At 63.3% G+C, this 16,146-nt stretch carries 14 protein-coding genes; 7 read left to right on the plus strand and 7 right to left on the minus strand.

Annotated features, from left to right (window positions below):
* Window positions 1–221: 221 nt before the first annotated feature.
* The 3 genes from zapE to V1288_RS10820 form a co-directional block, all read right to left on the minus strand.
* Window positions 222–1,406 (minus strand): cell division protein ZapE, encoded by a 1,185-nt coding sequence (gene zapE, locus V1288_RS10810; RefSeq protein ID WP_334357028.1) that lies wholly within the window; start codon window positions 1,404–1,406, stop codon window positions 222–224.
* A gap of 191 nt (window positions 1,407–1,597) precedes the next feature.
* Complete coding sequence (thpR, locus tag V1288_RS10815) at window positions 1,598–2,134, minus strand: RNA 2',3'-cyclic phosphodiesterase (protein ID WP_057861536.1); 537 nt, start codon at window positions 2,132–2,134, stop codon at window positions 1,598–1,600.
* Window positions 2,135–2,316: 182 nt separating this feature from the next.
* A complete protein-coding gene (locus tag V1288_RS10820) occupies window positions 2,317–3,045 on the minus strand; it encodes an arylesterase (protein ID WP_334361273.1) in 729 nt (242 codons plus the stop codon).
* On the opposite strand from V1288_RS10820, the gene V1288_RS10825 reads away from it, so the two are divergent.
* From V1288_RS10825 to V1288_RS10855, 7 genes are all read left to right on the plus strand, one after another.
* Window positions 3,044–3,757 carry an ABC transporter ATP-binding protein gene (locus V1288_RS10825; protein WP_334357029.1) on the plus strand — a complete coding sequence of 238 codons (714 nt, stop codon included), beginning with the start codon at window positions 3,044–3,046 and terminating at the stop codon, window positions 3,755–3,757. The two genes, V1288_RS10820 and V1288_RS10825, sit on opposite strands and share 2 nt — an antisense overlap.
* On the plus strand, window positions 3,754–6,324 hold the full coding sequence (locus V1288_RS10830; protein WP_334357030.1) for an ABC transporter permease: 2,571 nt from the start codon (window positions 3,754–3,756) through the stop codon (window positions 6,322–6,324). The genes V1288_RS10825 and V1288_RS10830 overlap by 4 nt, the downstream gene beginning before the upstream one ends.
* Window positions 6,325–6,566: 242 nt before the next feature.
* Window positions 6,567–7,358, plus strand: a complete 792-nt coding sequence (locus V1288_RS10835; RefSeq protein ID WP_334357031.1) for a Bax inhibitor-1/YccA family protein — start codon at window positions 6,567–6,569, stop codon at window positions 7,356–7,358.
* A 130-nt stretch (window positions 7,359–7,488) separates the two neighbouring features.
* A complete protein-coding gene (locus V1288_RS10840; protein ID WP_334357032.1) occupies window positions 7,489–8,019 on the plus strand; it encodes a GNAT family N-acetyltransferase in 531 nt (176 codons plus the stop codon).
* 250 nt (window positions 8,020–8,269) lie between these two features.
* On the plus strand, window positions 8,270–8,542 hold the full coding sequence (locus tag V1288_RS10845; RefSeq protein ID WP_334357033.1) for a hypothetical protein: 273 nt from the start codon (window positions 8,270–8,272) through the stop codon (window positions 8,540–8,542).
* A gap of 8 nt (window positions 8,543–8,550) precedes the next feature.
* Entirely contained in the window at window positions 8,551–8,877 is a 327-nt protein-coding gene (locus tag V1288_RS10850; RefSeq protein ID WP_334357034.1) for a nucleotidyltransferase family protein, read from the plus strand.
* Window positions 8,878–8,882: 5 nt separating this feature from the next.
* Window positions 8,883–9,380, plus strand: coding sequence for a hypothetical protein (locus V1288_RS10855; RefSeq protein ID WP_334357035.1), 498 nt, complete (start codon window positions 8,883–8,885; stop codon window positions 9,378–9,380).
* Between the two features lie 240 nt (window positions 9,381–9,620).
* On the opposite strand, the gene V1288_RS10860 is transcribed toward V1288_RS10855, so the two are convergent.
* The 4 genes from V1288_RS10860 to acnA all read right to left on the minus strand — a co-directional run bounded on the left by V1288_RS10860 (window position 9,621) and on the right by acnA (window position 16,023).
* Window positions 9,621–9,992, minus strand: coding sequence for a DUF2794 domain-containing protein (locus V1288_RS10860; protein ID WP_334357036.1), 372 nt, complete (start codon window positions 9,990–9,992; stop codon window positions 9,621–9,623).
* A gap of 539 nt (window positions 9,993–10,531) precedes the next feature.
* Entirely contained in the window at window positions 10,532–11,908 is a 1,377-nt protein-coding gene (ltrA, locus tag V1288_RS10865) for a group II intron reverse transcriptase/maturase (RefSeq protein ID WP_334355225.1), read from the minus strand.
* 473 nt (window positions 11,909–12,381) lie between these two features.
* Window positions 12,382–13,143, minus strand: a complete 762-nt coding sequence (locus V1288_RS10870) for a DUF1223 domain-containing protein (RefSeq protein ID WP_334357037.1) — start codon at window positions 13,141–13,143, stop codon at window positions 12,382–12,384.
* A gap of 159 nt (window positions 13,144–13,302) precedes the next feature.
* On the minus strand, window positions 13,303–16,023 hold the full coding sequence (gene acnA / locus V1288_RS10875; protein ID WP_334357038.1) for an aconitate hydratase AcnA: 2,721 nt from the start codon (window positions 16,021–16,023) through the stop codon (window positions 13,303–13,305).
* Window positions 16,024–16,146 lie beyond the last annotated feature (123 nt).

Genomic DNA, 16,146 nt, shown 5'->3' on the forward strand with positions numbered 1-16,146 from the left:
GGAAGTTGGGTGGCTGGTTATCCCTTTCGAATGACCGGTTCAAGCCGGAGCGTGCCCAATTCTAAGGCCCCGCCTGGATTTCGGTCCGGTATGCCACGAAGCACTGTCATTCCGGGGCGATGCGCAGTATCGAACCCGGAATCTCGCGCCACAACTTCTGGATTTCCCGGTGCGCAATCGCGGACCTGAGGTTCGCGCTTCGCGCGCCTCGGAATGACGGATCAGGTCTCCACCAGCCCCGTGCTCGACCCGCTTGCCGCAGAGTCCTTCCGGCCGTGCGGGAGCGCCAGGTAGGATTCCGAGCTCATCTCAATCAACCGCGACGAGGTCCGCTTGAACTCGTTGGCCTCGATACCCTCGGTCGCCAGATACAGCGACACCGGATCGGCCTCGGCCGAGGCCATCAGCTTCACGGCGTTGTCGTAAAGCGTATCGATCAGCGAAATGAAACGCTTGGCGGCGTTGCGATCGGGGTAATCCATGACCGGAATGCGGTCGATCAGGATGGTGTGATAGTCGTGCGCCAGCCGCAGGTAATCCGATGCGGCCAGCGGCTTTTCGCAGATATCGGCAAAGGAAAAACGCGCGATGCCGTGCGCCGAACAGGGCACGCGCAGAATACGGCCCTTGATCGTGATGTCGCGCGGCTTGCACGGCGCATTGCCGGTCATCTTGCGCCAGGCACGGTCGAGTGCGGCGCCCGCTTCATCGTCCGGCGGCACCAGCCACATCTTCACGCCTGCGAGCTTTTCCAGCCGGAAATCGGTGCGCGCATCGAGCCGCAGCACGTCCATGCGGTCTTCGATCTGCCTGATGAAAGGCAGGAACAGCGCGCGGTTGAGGCCGCCCTTGTAGAGGTCCTCGGGCGCGACGTTCGAGGTCGCCACCACCACGGTGCCAAGCTCGAACAGTTTTGAGAACAGCCGCCCCAGGATCATGGCATCGGCGATGTCGGTGACGTGGAATTCGTCGAAGCACAACAACCACGCTTCGTCGAAGATCGCATTCGCCGTCAGCTCGATCACGTCGCCGTCTGCGATTTCTCCGCGCGCGATGTTCTGGCGATAAGCGTAGATCTTCTCATGCGCCTCGGCCATGAATTCGTGGAAATGGGCGCGGCGCTTGTGCTGGACCGGTGAGTGCTGAAAGAACAGGTCCATCAGCATGGTCTTGCCGCGGCCGACCTCACCATGAATGTAAAGCCCGCGCGGCGGCGGCTCGCCCTTGTCGCCAAACAACCGGCCAAGCAGACTTAGCTTGCGCGCCGGCTTGTAGCTCGACAGCCGTTCCTCAAGCGCGGCAAACGCCTCGGCGGCATCGGCCTGCGCGGGATCGGCCTCGATCGCTCCGGAGGAAACCAGCACCTGATACTGTGCGCGGAACGAGGTGGGGTCTGTCGACAGCATGGCCCCTTTCGGCCCCAAGCGCGCGGAAATTGCAAGCCGTGAATTGGTGCTGGGGGTATGCAAACACTACTTACCGCGAAGGCGGGTATCCAGTACGCCGCAGCTCCTCGGCTCTATCGCAGGAATCTCTGGTATACTGGATCATCCGCTTTCGCGATGATGACGGCGGTGGACGCGACGCGCACCAAGCCTCACGCACTCAGCGCGTAGGAATCCTCGACCACATAGGGGCCGCCGCCGGTGGAGGCGCGCGACGAGAACAGCACGAAGCGCGAGGCCATAAACGTCCGGCTCGGAAAGTAGCCGCGCACCGAGAGATAATCGGCAACGTCCTGGCTCGACGCATCATGCAGCCGCGCCAGCGTCACGTGCGGCGTGAATTTGCGGCCCTCGGGATCGAGCCCGATCCGCTGCATCAGCCGTTCGAGCTCGGCCTGCAGTTCGATCAGCGGCCGGCTCGGCTCGACGGAAGCGACCACGGCGCGCGGTTTCTTGCCGCCAAAGCTCTGCAGGCCCTGCACCTTGACCTCGAACGGCTTGCGGTTGACCCGAAACAGCATCGAGGCGATTTCATTCGCCGACATGCCGTCGATATCGCCGATGAAGCGCAAGGTGACGTGATAATTTTCGGGATCGATCCAGCGTGCGCCGGGAAGGCCGCCACGCAAATTGGAAAGGCTCTGGCCGATCTCGGCCGGGATTTCCAGTCCAGCAAACAAACGCGGCATCGCATGACTCCCGATGCTTGGGCATGACCTTGAAAAGGACCATGTCCTGTAACAGCGCCCGGTGACGAATCACCGATTACTAATTCCTACCCGACTTATATGACTCTGCGAAGCACGTGGGGCCGGGCAAACCGGAAAGCTACGGGGAAAACCACTGGTAACGTTTTTCGTTTGCATCCTTTTCAACTCCTCTGCCCGGAGATCGTGCCGAGAAATGCCTCCACCATAGGCAGAATATTTTTGACGATGACATCGATGCCCTCTGCGGTCGGATGCAGGCCGTCCGCCTGGTTGAGTTTGGCATCTGCGGCAACCCCTTCCAGGAAGAACGGGTAGAGTGGAACGCCGAAGGATTTGGAAAGCTCCGGATAGATCGCGTTGAAACGCGCGGCGTATTCGCTGCCGTAATTGGGCGGCGCCAACATTCCGCACAGCAGAACGGCAATCTTGCGCGCCTTCAGCCGCGCCAGGATATCGGTCAATGCAGCACGGGTAACGGCGGGATCGATCCCGCGTAGCGCGTCGTTGGCGCCGAGTTCAACAATCACCGCCTCGGTTCCCTCGGGAATCGACCAGTCCAGCCGATCGCGGCCGCCGGACGTGGTGTCGCCGGACACCCCGGCATTGGTCATATCGACCTTTATCCCCTTGTCGCCCAACGCCTTTTGCAGGCGGGCGGGAAATGCCGCCGTGGCCTGCAGGCCGAGGCCGGCGCTCAAGGAATCGCCAAGGACGACCATTTTGACCGGTTTGGCCGACGCGGTTGGCAAGCCTTGAGCTGGGACTTGAGCCTGGGCGTGGACCAAAACCGGGCCTGCCATCATCAAAGCCACAATCAACACGCGTATGTGCGCAAACATCCGTTTCAAGCCCTCGACCCGAGTGGTGGAAGTGCCATATGACCGAGCCATGGACAGTCGCATCGAACCCTCTTCACTGACCGGCCTCGAGCCGGACACCATTTCCATCTCCAACGTCAACCTCTCGCTCGGCACAGGCGCCGCCCGCGTTCATATCCTGAAAGATATCAGCCTTCGTGTGGCATCGGGCGAGGCGATCGGCCTGATCGGACCCTCAGGCTCGGGCAAATCGACCTTGCTGATGGTGATGGCGGGGTTGGAACGTCCTGACAGCGGAGAGGTGGTGGTCAACGGCACGCCGTTCAATGCCCTCGATGAGGACGCGCTGGCCCGCTTCCGCGGCCGTCAGGTCGGCATCGTGTTCCAGTCGTTTCATCTGATCCCGACCATGACGGCGCTGGAAAACGTCGCGGTGCCGCTGGAGCTCGCCGGCAATCCCGACGCGGCCGAGCGGGCGGCGCGGGAATTGACGTCCGTCGGGCTCGGCGACCGCCTGCATCATTATCCGACGCAATTGTCTGGCGGTGAGCAGCAGCGCGTGGCGCTTGCCCGGGCGCTGGCGCCCGATCCCGCAATACTCGTAGCGGACGAGCCGACCGGCAATCTCGACGAAGCCACCGGCAAGCAGATCGTCGACATGCTGTTCACCAAGCACGCCGAGCGCGGCATGACCTTGGTGCTGGTGACGCACGACACCTCGCTGGCGCAGCGCTGCGACCGCGTGGTGCGGCTGCGCTCGGGCCGGATCGACGGACATTCATGAGCGTCATTTCCGAACCCGCTTACCGCAGCCGCGCGTCATCCCTTGCCCTGCGCTACGCGCTTCGCGAACTGCGAAGCGGCCTGCGCGGCTTTTACGTCTTCGTCGCCTGCATCGCGCTCGGCGTGATGGCGATTGCCGGCGTCGGCTCGGTCGCAGCCAGCCTCAGCGAGGGCTTGACGCGCGAGGGCCGTACGCTGCTCGGCGGCGATGTGGCGTTCTCGCTGATCCAGCGCGAAGCCAAGCCGGAGGAAGCAGCCTTCCTGCGCGCGCGCGGCCAGGTTTCGGTCGCGGCGGCGCTGCGCGTGATGGCCCGCAGCCATGACGGCAAGCTGGCGCTGGTCGAACTCAAGGCGGTGGACGGCAACTACCCGATGCTCGGGGAAGTGACACTCGATCCCAAAATGCCGATGGCTGGTCTGCTGGCCGAGCGCGACGGCGCGTTCGGCGCGGCGGTCGATTCGACCTTGCTGGCGCGGCTCGACCTGAAGCTCGGCGACCGCATCACCATCGGCAACGCCAGCTTCCAGATCCGCAGTGTCGTCGGCGCCGAGCCGGACAAGCTCGCCGGCAATGTCGGATTGGGCCCGCGCGTTCTGGTCAGCGAGCAGAGCCTGCGCGCCACCGGTCTGTTGCAGCCCGGCAGTCTGGTGCGCTGGATCTACCGCGTGAAGCTGCCGGACAACGCCGCCGACGATCGCGCCGCCACCCAGTTGATCGAGAGCGCGCGCAGCGCCCTGCCGGAAGCCGGCTGGTGGATCCGCAGCAGCAGCAATGCGTCGCCACAGCTCGAACGAACCATCAATCGCTTCACCCAGTTCCTGACGCTGGTCGGCCTCGCGGCCCTTCTGGTCGGCGGCGTCGGCGTCGCCAACGCCGTCAAGAGCCATATCGACCGCCGCCGCGACGTCATCGCCTCATTCAAGGCGCTCGGCGCCACCGGTCGCGACGTCTTCACGATCTATTTGACGCAGGTGATCCTGCTCGCCGCGGTCGGCTCGGTGATCGGGCTAGCCGTCGGCGCGGCCTTGCCGTTCGTCATTGTCGGCGTGTTCGGCAAGCTGCTGCCGCTGCCCGTGATACCCGCCCTGCATCCGGACGAACTGGCACTGTCGTTCATCTACGGCCTGCTCACGGCGCTCGCCTTCGGATTATGGCCGCTCGGCCGGGTGCATGACGTGCCGGTTGCGGCGCTGTTTCGCGAAGAGGTCGCCCGCGAATGGCACCGCCCGCGCTGGGCCTATCTCGCGCTGATGGCCGTGGTGATCGCGCTGCTGGTCGCCGTCGCCATCGGGCTTGCCTATGACAAGCGGGTCGCAGCCGTGTTCGTCGTCTCCTCGGTCGCGGTGTTTGCGCTGCTGCGTGGCGTCGCCGCCGGGCTGATGGCGCTGGCACGCCGCACGCCACGCAGCCGCATCACGATGCTGCGGCTGGCGATTGCCAACATCTACCGGCCCGGCGCGCTGACGCCCTCGGTCGTGATGTCGCTCGGCCTCGGGCTCGCGGTCCTGGTCACCATTACCCAGATCGACGGCAATTTGCGCCGGCAATTCCTGGCCGCTTTGCCGGAGCGCGCCCCCTCGTTCTACTTCATCGATATTCCGACCGCCGACGCCGACCGCTTCGGTGCCTTCCTCAAGCAGGTCGCGCCGCAATCGACTGTTGAGGACGTGCCGATGCTGCGCGGGCGCATCGTTGCCGCCCGCGGCGTCAAGGCCGACGAACTCAAGCCGTCGCAGGATTCCGAATGGGTGCTGCAGAGCGACCGTGGCCTGACCTATACCGGCGATGTTCCGAAAGGCTCGAAGGTCGTCGAGGGCGAATGGTGGCGCGCGGACTATAGCGGCCCGCCGCTGGTCTCCCTGGAGAAGAAAATCGCCGACGGCTTGAAGCTCAAAATCGGCGACGAAATCGTCGTCAACGTGCTCGGCCGCGACATTCCGGCCAAAATCAGCAACCTGCGCAACGTCGACTGGCAGGGGCTCGGCATCAATTTCGTGCTGGTATTCTCGCCCAACGCCTTCAAGGGCGCGCCGCACAGCCATGTCGCGACCCTGTCCGAGGTCCATCCGGACCCGGCGGGCGATGCCCGGATCATCAAGCAGGTGGCGGATGCTTTTCCGATGGTGACCAGCGTCCGGGTTCGCGAGGCGCTGGAAACCGTCGGGACCGTCATCACCAACCTCGTGCTCGCCATCCGCGGCGCCAGCGCGGTGACGCTGATCTCGGCGATACTGGTGCTGGGCGGCGCGCTGGCCGCCGGCCACCGCCACCGCGTCTACGACGCGGTCATCCTGAAAACGCTGGGTGCAACCCGGGCGCGGCTGCTTGGCGCCTACGCGCTGGAATACCTGATGATCGGCCTCGCCACCGCGGTGTTCGGCGTGATCGCGGGCTCGATTGCGGCCTGGCTGATCGTCACGCGGCTGATGACGCTGAGCTTCATCTGGCAGGCCGGCAGTGCCGCCGGCGTGGTCGCCGCTGCTCTGGTTGTCACGGTAGGGCTCGGGCTCGCCGGGACGTTGCTGGCCCTGAACCAGAAGCCGGCCAGCGTGTTACGGAATTTGTGACAATTTGTAGCGGCAAAAGGCACTGTTAACGCTGCTTTTACGCGGAATTGGCCGGTAGAAGCGACATTCAGCCGCGCGTGGAAGCTTGCGTCGAATGTGTTAGTTTCCCACATACCAGCCAAGATCAGTGGGCCGGCTTGATGACGTGGAATTAATGTCAGCAAATCGGGACATCTGAGATAGAAATCTAACCGGCGCCGCAAACCCTTGCGTACCGCCGGGCAACCAACGGGAATTCGACCATGTCGGACCTAGACCGTAACTACGTATCTCCTTTCGGCCGGGCTGCCGGACGCGTTGACGCCGCGGCCGTCGATGCCGGTCTGCGCGCCTACATGCTGCGCATCTACAACTACATGAGCATCGGCCTGGCGATCACCGGCCTTGCCGCGCTCGGCGTCTACATGGCCGCGGTGACCACCGATCAGGCCGGCGCCGTCGCCAGGTTCGGCAACGCCTACCTGACGCAGTTCGGCTATGCGATGTTCGTCAGCCCGCTGAAGTGGCTGTTCATCCTCGCGCCGCTGGCCATGGTGTTCGCGATCTCGGCCGGCATCAACCGGCTGCGGCCGGCGACCGCCCAGATGCTGTTCTGGGTGTTCTCGGCGCTGATGGGCATTTCGCTGTCGTCGATCTTCCTGGTGTATACGCACACCTCGATCGTGCGGGTGTTCTTCATCACCGCAGCGACCTTCGGCGCGCTGAGCCTCTACGGTTACACCACCAAGCGTGACATGAGCGGCATGGGGTCGTTCCTGTTCATGGGCCTGATCGGCGTCATCATCGCGAGCCTGGTCAACCTGTTCCTGGCGAGCTCGATGCTGCAGTTCATCGTGTCCGTGGTCGGCGTACTGGTGTTCGCGGGCCTCACCGCCTGGGATACCCAGCGGCTGAAGAACGAGTACATCTATGGCTATGCTTCGGGAGGCGCTGACGTTGAGGAGCGTGCGGCGATCACCGGCGCACTGTCGCTCTACCTGAACTTCATCAACCTGTTCACGCTGCTCCTGCAGCTCCTCGGCCAGCGCGACTAGCCGCTACCGACCAGGCACGAGTTAAGCCCCGGCCTCGCGGCCGGGGCTTTTCTTTTGGCGCTTCCTGCTTCCACAACGGAGAAGGAGGAAACCCACTTCCCTTCTGCGCGAAAAAATCTAATCTTGCGCCATGTCCGCCGCTGAAATCCGGCCCGCCACCGAGGCCGACCTCCCCGCCATCACTGAAATCTACGAGCATGCCGTGCGCTACGGCACCGCGACGTTCGAGATTGTCCCGCCGGATCTGGCCGAGATGACCCGGCGGTTCAGTGTCCTGATGGACGGCGGCTTCCCCTATTTCGCGGCCTCGGTCGAAGGCGATGTGATCGGCTATGCGTATGCCGGCCCTTATCGGCCGCGCCCGGCCTATCGTTTCACGGTGGAGAACTCGGTCTATCTAAAGCCCTCGACCCACCGCCGGGGCATCGGCTTGCAACTGATGCAGCGGCTGATCGCCGAATGCGAGGCGCGGGGCTACCGGCAGATGATCGCCGTGATCGGCGATTCCGCCAATGCCGGTTCGATCGGGGTTCACGCCAAGACTGGCTTCCAGATGATCGGAACCCATCCGAGCGTCGGCTTCAAATTCGGACGCTGGCTGGACACGGTCATGATGCAGCGTGCGCTCGGCGAAGGCAGCACGACGGTCCCCACTTCGTAGTCTGGATAAGGCATAGCGCCTCTTGACGGTACACCGCAGGGCCCAGACTCAAAATCGCGAAAACAACCCCATGCAAAGTAGCGTCGTAGATGGGGTAACGGCCCCCCGGATGGAGCGAGCATTCGCCGTCCGACTAGCCGGGACGGGCCTACGCGGTCCGATCCAGCTCGAAAGCCGGGGATAGTTTCGCTCGCCGGTTGCTCGCCACTTGCGCCACCCCTTAAATGCGGCAGGCATCGGGGGCTTCAGCATGAGCGACGAGCACTGGATGATCTTTGTCATCATCGGCGTGCTGACGGCGATGATCATGGCTCGCCTGGACCGCTTGGGAAAGCAGATCGAGGCCGTGTCGGTAATGATCCGCTCCGACCTTGCGCGCAGCGGCGAGCAGCGCGACGAAATTATTCAGGAATGGAAGGACAACAAGCAGCAGGCGGCAAAAGATGCGCGGCAGTTCTGGGCCTTCTGGGGCATCGTCGGCGCGGCTGCGCTGGGCTGGTACCTCTTCGCGCACTATCGGTGATCATTGCGATGGATATGCAGGATGAATGGCTGCGCGACCTTCGCTCGTGGGCAAGCAACAACGGCAGCGTTCGCGAACTTTGGCTGTTCGGCAGCCGCGCCACCGGGCAGTCAAGACCAGGTAGCGATGTCGATCTTGCCCTTGCGCTGATGCCCGCGACGGACGGGACCGACTGGGCGCTGGGAAACTTTTTCGCGCTTGACGGCAACTGGAGACGGGAACTTGAAGCAATTGTGGGGCACCACGTCAGCCTTGAAGCCATTGTGCCAAACACTCCCGAGGATGAAGCGGTGCGGCGCTGCGGCACCCTTCTTTGGTCAGCAGATGCTGGTTGACGGCGATGGAAGATGAGAACGATGACCTCGCCGAATTGGTCGAATATTTTCACGCCCAAAACCTTGCTCTCGCGACCCACGAGGCTGGCCATGCTGTCGTCGCGCGCGCGCTCGGCGCGGATGTCGCATTCGTCGAGATCGACTTGGCGACCGGCAACGGCGGATCGAATAGCCGCACCTTCGACGATGACACCAAGAATATCGCGGTCTGCGTTGCGGGCTGCAGGGCCGAGCACGCTTTCAGCGCGCCTTCGCCGCGATCGACGAAGATGGGCGACTTCAGAGCGATGCGGAAGTTTCTGGCGCGCATCCCCGAGGCCCAGCGCCGCACGGCGCGCACGGAGGGCTACCGGCTGGCCGATGAGGCCCTGAGAGCGAACGCGGACGTTGTGCGCAGGATCGCCGACGCGTTGCTGACGCGGCGGTTCAGCGGCGCGGATGCCATGGCGCGCCTCGAAGGCGCGGAGCTGGCGGCGCTGCTTGCAGGCGCTGGTCCGCCTTAGCCCTGCCACCGCCCGCTTTCATGGGGGATAGGTCGGGGACAGCCCGCTCTCAGGCAAAATATATTATATAATTCAAAGCCGTAACCCGGATGGAGCGACGCGCAATCCGGGATGGTCTCGCAAGCGGGTGTAGTCTTCCCAGACTTCGCGGAGCCTGTCATCACTGCGCGAGCGCAATTGCGCTCGTCGTCGGGCGCGCATTCGCGCGACCCGTTGGCTCCTCCGGGCTACGGGATCCGGCTAAACCAGCGCCAGCTTGCGGTCGATCACCAGCAGCACGCGCTCGAGTTCGTGGCCGCGGCGCAGGATCAGGCCGGTCGCCGAGATCACGCTGTACATGCCCTGCTTGCGCGCGAGCCGCGGATCCTTCTCGATCCGGTAAATCGGGACTTCGGAGGCGCGGCGGAACACCGAAAACACCGCACGGTCCTTCAGAAAGTCGATAGCGTAGTCGCGCCATTCGCCGTCGGCGACCATGCGGCCATACAGATTGAGGATGCGGTTGAGTTCGAGACGATTGAACGTGACACGATTTGGCAGCGGGACTGCAGTGGCGGGGCGCGCCACTGCGCGGCTTTCGCTTGGTTCGGTATCCTCCGATATCGAGCTCATGGAGCGCCTCCTGTCATGCGATTGATATGATCGCGCTAACCGCAGGACGCCGCAAGGGGTGCAAATACGAAGGAAACCGCGCTGGAACCACCGACATCAACGGAAACATCGATTCACGGGATCGTTAGCGGAATCTTATTGCTGCCCCACTTCCGCCAACCGCCCGCCCCGCTAGGTTGCGACAAGAAAATCCTGCGTTGGCCCGGTCCTTTCGGTTCCGGATTCCTCAGCCCCCAGCCCCCCGGGGCCGTCGGGATCGGGCCTGTTCGCAGAGGGAGTTAATCCCGATACTGGGCCAACGAAAGTTGGTCCTTTTTCGTTTGCGGTAGCGGCTCCAGCGACATCAGCCGCCGTTCCAGGCCGCGTGAAACACGAGCACTGACGTGCAACCACCGCTCATCAAAAATATGACTGGCTGATCAGCGCCGCATTCGTAGACGGGGTAACGGGCCCGGATGGATCGGGATAGGGGGGAGCCTCTCGGCTCCTCCCCTCCCACACCACCGTACGTACGGGTCCGTATACGGCGGTTCGGTGGATTATGCATGTCGTAGTTCTGTGATGGAAGTCAGGCCGAGTGAACCGAAGAAAGCAATTGGCATTGCAGTGGTGAGCGCGGGGCTGCTTGCGAGCCGCCAAGGGCCACGCGGGCTTCCGGCGGTTCGCGCCGCCAGGTCCCGGCCGACGCCGCAGCGTCGCAGCTCGGCAAAGCGAGCAGGTCCACACTTCCATTGCTTCCAGGCGATGGCGCGCAACCGCCGCCTGATCCATTCCTCAAGCGCGCGCAACACCGACGGGGTTTGGCAGAAGCCGAAGTAACCCCGCCACCCGATGAGGTAGACCGACAGCTCCTTGACGATCTGCGCAAGGCTTCGTCCACGCGTGCGCCGCGTCAGCTCCCGAATTCTCGCCTTGAAGCGGGCGATGGCCTGCGGCGCAACGCGCCGTCGCGGCTTTCGTCCACTCGTGTAGCTGAAGCCCAGGAACTTGCGAACGCTCGGTTTGGCAACCGCACTCTTGGCTTTGTTGACCTTGAGCTTGAGGCGCTTCTCGATGAACCGCTCGATCCCGGCCAGCACCCGCTCGCCCGCCTTCTGACTGCGCACATAGATGTTGCAATCGTCGGCGTAGCGCACGAAGCGATGGCCGCGTTTCTCCAGTTCCTTGTCCAGCACATCCAGCATCAGGTTCGACAACAGCGGCGAGAGCGGCCCACCCTGCGGCGTGCCTTCCTCCGTCGGGCTGACAAGGCCTCCTTCCATCGCACCCGCGGTCAGAAAGCCGCGGATCAGCTTCAGGATGCGTTTGTCGGCAACCCGCTTGGCAACAAGCCCCATCAGGATATCGTGGTTGACCCGGTCGAAGAACTTCTCCAGGTCGATGTCCACGACGATGGCGTGTCCGGACGCAATATACGTCTGCGCCCGCTCTACCGCCTGATGCGCCGAGCGCTTCGGCCGGAAGCCGAAGCTCGTCTCGGAGAACGTTCCGTCCCAGTCGGCTTGCAGCACCTGCATCACCGCCTGCTGGATAAAGCGGTCGAGCACCGTCGGAATGCCGAGCAGCCGCATGCCACCCGACGGCTTCGGTATCTCGACGCGCCACACCGGCTGCGGCTTGTAGATGCCTTCAAGCAACTGGACCCGAACCGTAGGCCAGTGCTCCTTCAGGTAGGCCGACAAGTCATCGACATTCATACCGTCAATGCCTGCCGTACCTTTGTTGCGCTTCACTCGCGCCAACGCTTTCTTCAGGTTCTCACGCTCAACCACGTCTTCCATCGACGGTCCCGCAACCGCCGGGCGTTCGGGACAGGCTCTCGCCGGGCGCGCTTCGGGCTCTCGGGCGGCGGCGCTTCGGGCTTCACCCTCCGCTCCGGTGCCCAAGTTCAGCTCGACCTGGTTCTTCTGCCGCATGGCTCGCACGAGATCGCCGCTCTACTAACCGCTTCCACCGTTCAGGCCTTCGGCGGCGCGCTGCCGCCTACTACGCCCTCTGCTGACTTCTGCGCTGCGGTCAGGCCGCCTTGCGGCGGCCTCAGTCCCAAAGCTGGGACGCAGCGCAGACCTCCCGAGGTAAGACCGACCGCCTTCACCGCACGCCCGCCGGATCTACCACCCCGACCTTTGATGACCATGGACTTCGCGATTGGCTGCTCGCTCGTCCGGCCGGGCAGGCCTCGTTATCCGGTGTTTGTCCATCGGGCCGCGGCTTTGCTCCACGCTTTCTTCAGACCCCACCTCGCGGTGACGCCCTTGCGCTTCGCTAGTCCTTCGCCGTCATCAGGCTAGACAGAGGACTTCCACCTCCAAGCTGTCGTTCATACTCGGCACACAGCCAACGGGTCGCGCAAATGCGCGCCTGACGGCGAGCGCAAGTGCTAATCAGCTCAGTGGAGCGCGGTGAAGGCAGCGCCGAGCATCGGGCCCGGCTTTTCGCGGTTGCCGTCCTGGAGATAGACGACCGCGGCATCGACGCCGTCGCGGGAGATATTTTCAAGCGGAATGCTCCAGCTTCCCGCACCGCCGTTCCAGTCACCGACCTTCACGAGATTGCGCACCACATTGTAGTAGGTGACTTGTTGGCCGCGATTCTCGCCGCGCCCGATCGAAATCGGCACCGCCCTGGAGACCGAGCAAAGCCAGACTTCGCCACGACCCGTCGCCGACACCTTGCTCGCCTCGACCGAGACGTTGATCAGTTTGCCCGACAACGTCATCGTCACCGGCACCGACATCACGCCCTCGGCCTTGCTCGTGTTCTTGATGGCGCTGTCGATGGCGGCACGATCGCTGCCGATCACCTGCGTCGAGCCGTTGACAACCATCTGTGGCGTGTAGAGGTTGCGGTCGCCGCGCACATGCGAATAGGCTTTCTGACGCGCGCTGAAACGCGAGTCCGCCAGCGTGTCCTTCCAGCCAAGATAATCCCAGTAGTCGATCGGCATGCTCAGCGCGATGACGGATGGATCCTTGGCGAGTTCGCCGACGATCTGGTCGGCCGGCGGACACGACGAACAGCCCTGCGAGGTGAAAAGCTCGACCACGGCGCGGGGATCGGCATGAGCCGGCCGGATGACGGCGATGATCGCGCAGACACCGAGCGCACCGGACCATCGCGATATGCAGTTGTAGGCCATCATCGCTGTCATAGGTCGAACCGGTGGTAGCGTTTTCCGTCCGTATTTTTACGGGGCATGATTTGACATCCTGAAAGCGTGCCCCAGACGCGCGAAGGCGGCCTTTTCATAGGCCGCCTTCTTCCTGCTCGCTACTCACTTCGCAGTGAGGCACTGATCACAAATCCGCGTTTAAGCCGCCAGTTTGCGCAGCACATAATGCAGAATGCCGCCGTTTCGATAGTACTCGAGCTCGTCGAGAGTATCGATGCGGCAAAGCAGCGGCACGCGCTGCAGCGCGCCGTCGCCGGAGACGATCTCGGCCGTCAGCGTCTGGCGCGGCTTCAAATCACCCTGCAGCCCCCGGATCGTCACCTTTTCGTCGCCCTTCAGGCCGAGCGATGTCCACGATGTGCCGTCCTCGAAGGTGAGCGGCAACACACCCATGCCGACCAGGTTGGAGCGATGGATGCGCTCAAAGCTCTGGCAGATCACGGCGCGGACGCCGAGCAGGCGGGTGCCCTTCGCGGCCCAGTCGCGCGACGAACCGTTGCCGTATTCGGCGCCGGCGAACACGACGAGCGGCACGCTCTCCTGCTGGTACTGCATCGCCGCGTCGTAGATCGACATCTGTTCGCCGTCGGGCCAGTGCCTGGTCAGCCCGCCTTCCGGAATATTGCCGTCGGCGCCCTTCAGCATGAAGTTCTTGATGCGGATGTTGGCGAAGGTGCCGCGCATCATGATCTCATGGTTGCCGCGGCGCGTGCCGTACTGGTTGAAGTCGGCGGGGCGCACCTGGTGCTCTGAGAGGAATTTTCCGGCCGGTGAGGTCAGCTTGATCGAGCCGGCCGGCGAGATGTGGTCGGTGGTGATCTTGTCGCCGAACATCGCCAGAATACGCGCATCGACCACGTCAGAGATCGGATCGGGCTGCTTCTTCATGCCCTCGAAATAGGGCGGGTTCTGCACATAGGTCGAGCTCATGTTCCAGCGGTAGGTTTCGCTCTCGACCGTCTTGATCTTGCGCCAGTTGGTGTCGCCCTTGAACACGTCGGCATAGCGCTTCTTGAATATCGTGGCTGTGACGAACTTCTTCATGAAGGCGTTGATCTCCTTCGTGGTCGGCCAGATGTCCTTCAGGTAGACCGGCTTGCCGTCCTTGCCGGTGCCGATCGGCTCGACGGCGAGATCCTTGGTCACCGTGCCCGCCAGCGCGTAGGCCACGACCAGCGGCGGCGACGCCAGATAGTTCGCCTGCACGTCCGGCGAGACGCGGCCTTCAAAGTTGCGGTTACCCGACAGCACCGCCGCGGCAACGATGCCGTTGTCGTTGATCGACTTCGAAATCTCCTCCGGCAGCGGACCTGAGTTGCCGATGCAGGTGGTGCAACCGAAGCCGACCAGATTGAAGCCGACCTTGTCGAGGTCTTTCTGCAGGCCGGAATTGGCAAGGTATTCCGCGACCACCTGGCTTCCGGGAGCGAGCGAGGTCTTCACCCACGGCTTGGCCGTCAGCCCCTTGGCGGCGGCGTTGCGCGCCAGCAGGCCCGCGCCGATCAGCACGCTCGGGTTGGAAGTGTTGGTGCAGGAGGTGATCGCGGCGATCACCACATCGCCATGGCCGAGATCGAAATCGCGGTTCTCGACCGAATAACGGTTCTCGGCACCTTCCGGCTTCTTGTATTCGCCTGATAGCGCGGTGGCGAAGCCGGTGGAAACCGCAGGGAGAGCGACGCGGCCTTCGGGACGCTTCGGGCCGGCCATCGACGGCACGACATCCTTGAGATCGAGCGTCAGGGTTTCCGTGAACACCGGATCGGTTGATTTCGCGGTGCGGAACAAGCCCTGCGCCTTGGCGTAAGCGGCAACGAGAGCGACGCGGTCAGCCTTGCGGCCCGAGGTCTTGAGATAATCGATGGTCGCGGCGTCGACCGGGAAGAAGCCGCAGGTCGCGCCATATTCCGGTGCCATGTTGCCGATGGTCGCCTTGTCGGCGACCGAGAGGAAATCGAGCCCGGGGCCGAAGAATTCGACGAACTTGCCGACCACGCCCTGCTTGCGCAGCATCTGCGTGACCGTCAGCACGAGGTCGGTCGCGGTGACGCCTTCCTTGAGCTGGCCTTTCAGCTTGAAGCCGACCACTTCCGGCAACAGCATCGACAGCGGCTGGCCGAGCATGCAGGCTTCCGCCTCGATGCCGCCGACGCCCCAGCCGAGCACGGCGAGGCCGTTGACCATGGTGGTGTGCGAGTCGGTGCCGACGAGCGAGTCGGGATAGGCGACTTCAAAGGTGCCGGTCTTCTTGCCGACCGTCATCTTCTCCTTCCTGGTCCACACCGTCTGCGCGAGATATTCGAGGTTGACCTGGTGGCAGATGCCGGTGCCGGGCGGCACCACGGAGAAATTCGAGAACGCCTTCTGGCCCCACTTCAGGAACTCGTAACGTTCCTGGTTCTGCTTGTATTCCTCGACCACGTTCTTGCCGAACGCCTTGTTGTCGCCGAAGAAGTTGACGATGACCGAGTGGTCGATGACGAGATCGACCGGCACCAGCGGGTTGATCTTCTCGGCGTCGCCGCCGAGCGCCTGCATCGCGTTGCGCATCGCGGCGAGGTCGACCACCGCCGGTACGCCGGTGAAATCCTGCATCAACACGCGCGCCGGACGGAATGCGACTTCATGCTCGAGCTTGCGTTTCCTGAGCCACTTCGAGACCGCGACGATGTCGGCCTTCTTGACCGTGCGATCGTCCTCGTTGCGCAGCAGGTTTTCCAACAGCACCTTCATCGAATAGGGCAGCTTGGAAATTCCCTTCAGACCGTTCTTCTCGGCGGCGGGCAGGCTGTAATACACGTAGGTCTTGCTGCCGACCTTGAGGGTCTTGCGGCATTTGAAGCTGTCGAGCGAGGTCATGTCAGGAAATCCCAAATTCTAGTTATACCCGGCAAGGGTATTTAAACACAGTCGGCGTAGGGCTGGCTCTTGGCTTGCAGCCGCCGATTGTGTGCTGCATCAAGTTCCGGGCTTATAGAATCT

It is taken from the genome of Bradyrhizobium sp. AZCC 2176, assembly GCF_036924645.1.
In the GTDB taxonomy this organism is placed as follows: domain Bacteria; phylum Pseudomonadota; class Alphaproteobacteria; order Rhizobiales; family Xanthobacteraceae; genus Bradyrhizobium.